This window comes from Protofrankia sp. CiP3 (genome assembly GCF_917627345.1).
Classification (GTDB): Bacteria; Actinomycetota; Actinomycetes; order Frankiales; family Frankiaceae; genus Protofrankia.
Genome location: NZ_CAKJTM010000010.1, coordinates 32,281 through 35,659 on the forward strand (window position 1 = coordinate 32,281; position 3,379 = coordinate 35,659).

Consider the following 3,379-nt stretch of genomic DNA (forward strand, 5'->3'; position numbering starts at 1 on the left):
CGCCCTAGGCGTGTTTCTTGATCCATGCCTCTGTTGCCGGGCGCTCTTGCGTGCGCTCCCCCACAACCCGATGATCGAGAGGATATTGATCGTGAAATCGCCAGGCCATCGAATCAACAGACGAGTCCTGCTGAGCGGTACCGCAGGAGTCGGTGGCGCCGCTGTGCTTGCGGGGGCCGCCCCCGCTGCCGCCCATGTGGACCCAGCCACCGGCCCGACGATCGGGCCGGCCGATCCGCGTTATGCGTTGCTGACGACCGGGAACAACCAGCGTTTTGTGGCCAGACCCGAGTACATTCGAATGATCCATTCCACGGAGGATGCGGTCTCCGCGTTACGCGCGGCAGCCACGGCCGGAAAACGGGTCTCGGTGCGTAGCGGCGGTCACTGTTTCACGGACCTTGCCTGCAATCCCGACGTCCAGGTCATCCTGGATTTCTCCGATCTGAACTCCGTGGACTACGACCCCGAGCTGGGTGCGTTTGCCATCCAGCCTGGCGCTCGTCTGATCAATATCTACGAGAAGCTGTACAAGGGCTGGGGAGTCGCCCTTCCCGCCGGGGTCTGCTACAGCGTCGGCGCGGGCGGCCATGTCGCGGGCGGGGGATACGGCCTGCTGTCCCGGCAGCATCGACTGGTGGTCGACCACCTCTATGCCGTCGAGGTGGTGACTGTGGATGCTGGAGGGCGGGTCCGGATCGTGCGGGCGACCCGAGAGATCACCGATCCGAACCGGGAGCTGTGGTGGGCCCATACCGGCGGTGGCGGTGGCAACTTCGGCCTGGTCACCAAGTACTGGTTCCGTTCTCCGGACGCCACCGGGTCTTCGCCCGCGGCCCAGCTGATGTCGCCTCCGTCGGAGGTGCTGCTCAACGCCGTCGCCATCCGCTGGGCCGATCTCGACCAGGCGAAGTTCAGCCGGCTGATGAAGAACTACGGAGCTTGGCACGAGGCCAACAGCTCGCCGGACTCGCCTTACCATTACTTGTCAAGCATCGTCAACGTGGGCGTCAGAGCGGCTGGTGGCATCGGCGTGCTCACCCAGGTGGACGCCACCGTACCGAACGCGGATCAGCTCCTGAAGGACTATGTGGCCGCGCTCAACGACGGTGTGGGCGTCCAGCTGTACCCGCAGCCGGCGATGCCGCAGTTCGCGACCGCCCGGCGGCTGCCCTGGATGCGGGCGACCCGCTTGATCGGAACCAGCAACGTCACGGTTAACGACCCAACGTTGCGGGCTGCCCACAAGTCCGCCCTGATCCGGCGGAACTTCACCGACCAGCAGGTGGCGGCGCTGTACACCCGCCTGACCGATCCGGCCTACACCAACCCCCGGGCGATGGTGTTCCTCTTCTCGTACGGGGGACGGATCAACGATGTCTCGCCGGACGCCACCGCCAGCGCTCAACGCAGCTCCGCCTTCAAGATGCTGTTCCAGAACCTCTGGGATGACCCGGGCCAGGACGCGGTCAACCTTGCCTGGCTCCGCGGCCTGTACGCGGATTTTTTTGCCGCCACCGGCGGTGCCCCGGAACTTGACGGACAAGCTGACGGGTGTTACATCAACTACGCCGACGCGGACATGGCCGACCCGGCGTTCAACACTTCGGGAGTGCCCTGGCAAACGCTTTACTACAAGGGCAACTACGCCAGGCTCCAACGGGCCAAGCAGAAGTGGGACCCGTCGAACTTCTTCCGGCACTCGCTGTCGATCAGACCTGCGTGACCGTATAGGAGCGTCAGGTAGCTGCCGGAAATCGGCTACGGGGCAGACTGCTTGCTGGCTGAGATTAATTTCGGTCTTGCGGCGCGGTTCATGCCGTGGGCATCCATGGTCCGTTCCTCGATGTGACGGTCCATTCCTCGACGTAGCGGTCGAAGCCGAAGGGGCGATCGGCGAATCGACGATCTGTGGATTGTCTGTCAGGCTTGACCCCGTTCATGGGGTGACGTCGCGTCTGGCCATCACCGGGAAGGCGTCGCCGGTGAGCGGGTGGATGTGCCTTCCGGGAAGGACAGCATGTCGACATCTGACAGTAGTCGGGTCAACGCTGAAGGAAGCTGGGCGCAACGGGCTGAGGCACAACTGCCGACCCGGCGGGCCGAGGAGGAGGTCCAACGCCGGCTCGCCCACGGCCTGGCGGGCGCACCGACGATCACCGATCGTACGATCCCGACCTTCGCCCGCGGGGAGGCACCGCACTTCGCGGGCGAACGGGGCACCTTCCTGAAATGCCCTTATATCGAGGATGTGCACGATGTCGGCGACGCCGAGGTAGCGATCTTCGGGGTCCCGCTGGACGCCGGGACGACCTACCGGCCGGGCACTCGCTTCGGCCCGCAGGGCATCCGGCGCTCGACCAACCTGTTCGGCACCTACTCCTATGAACTCGGCATCGACCTGCGTGAACAGCTCAATCTGGTCGACATCGGGGACGTGTTCACCATCCCCGGGAACCTGGAGAAGTCCTTCGACCAGATCAGCCAGGCGATGGCCCACGTCGTGCGGCGGGGTGTGGTGCCGGTCGTCCTGGGCGGGGACCACTCGATCGGTTTCCCGACCATCCGCGGGATGGCGCCGTATCTGGACGGCAACATCGGGATCATTCACTTCGACCGGCACGTCGACACCCAGGAGAGCGACCTCGACGAGCGGATGCACACCACGCCGTGGTTCCACGCGACCAACATCCGCAATGCGCCGGCCACGAACCTGGTCCAGATCGGTATCGGAGGCTGGCAGGCGCCCCGGGCCGGTGTCAGGGTCGGCCGCGAACGCGGCACGACCGTTATCACCGTCGGCGACGTGGAACGGGTCGGCGTCGAGAAGATCGCCGAAGTCGCCCTGGAGACGGCGTGGAAGGACGCCACCGCGGTGTACCTGTCCTTCGACATCGACGTGATCGACGCCGGTTTCGTCCCCGGCACCGGCTGGCCCGAACCGGGCGGCCTGCTGCCCCGCGAGGCCCTCAACCTCGTCCGGATGATCTCCGAACCCGGGCTGGCGGGCATCGAGGTCGTCGAGTGCTCCCCGCCCTATGACTGGGCCGAACAGACCGCGCTGCTGTCCAGCCGGGTGATCCTCGACAGCCTCGCCACCCAGATCCGCAGCGGCAAGCTCGGCCGCAAGCCAGCCACTACCAGCCGCCACGCCTGGGGGCCGTATCCCGATGCCGCCAGCGATCATCATCCAGATCCCCTGAACACGACCATCGACCCGCACAGCCGGTAGTGCTTCACCGAGCTGGCTGACGGCGTGATCGGACGGGACCCCGGCCGGCTCCCGGCCGCGGGTCCCGCAGTGCGCTTCGGGCACAGCATTCTCGTGCGCGAGCAGCTTAGTAAGAGCGCCCGGCAATAGGGGCGTGGATCAAGGAGC

The 3,379-nt window shown here is 65.9% G+C and carries 2 protein-coding genes; both read left to right on the plus strand.

Annotation, left to right across the window (positions count from 1 at the left end):
* Nucleotides 1–91: 91 nt before the first annotated feature.
* Nucleotides 92–1,726, plus strand: coding sequence for an FAD-dependent oxidoreductase (locus MJ797_RS05930; RefSeq protein WP_239332642.1), 1,635 nt, complete (start codon nt 92–94; stop codon nt 1,724–1,726).
* A 294-nt stretch (nt 1,727–2,020) separates the two neighbouring features.
* Nucleotides 2,021–3,232 (plus strand): agmatinase family protein, encoded by a 1,212-nt coding sequence (locus tag MJ797_RS05935; RefSeq protein ID WP_239332644.1) that lies wholly within the window; start codon nt 2,021–2,023, stop codon nt 3,230–3,232.
* The last annotated feature ends 147 nt before the right edge of the window (nt 3,233–3,379 follow it).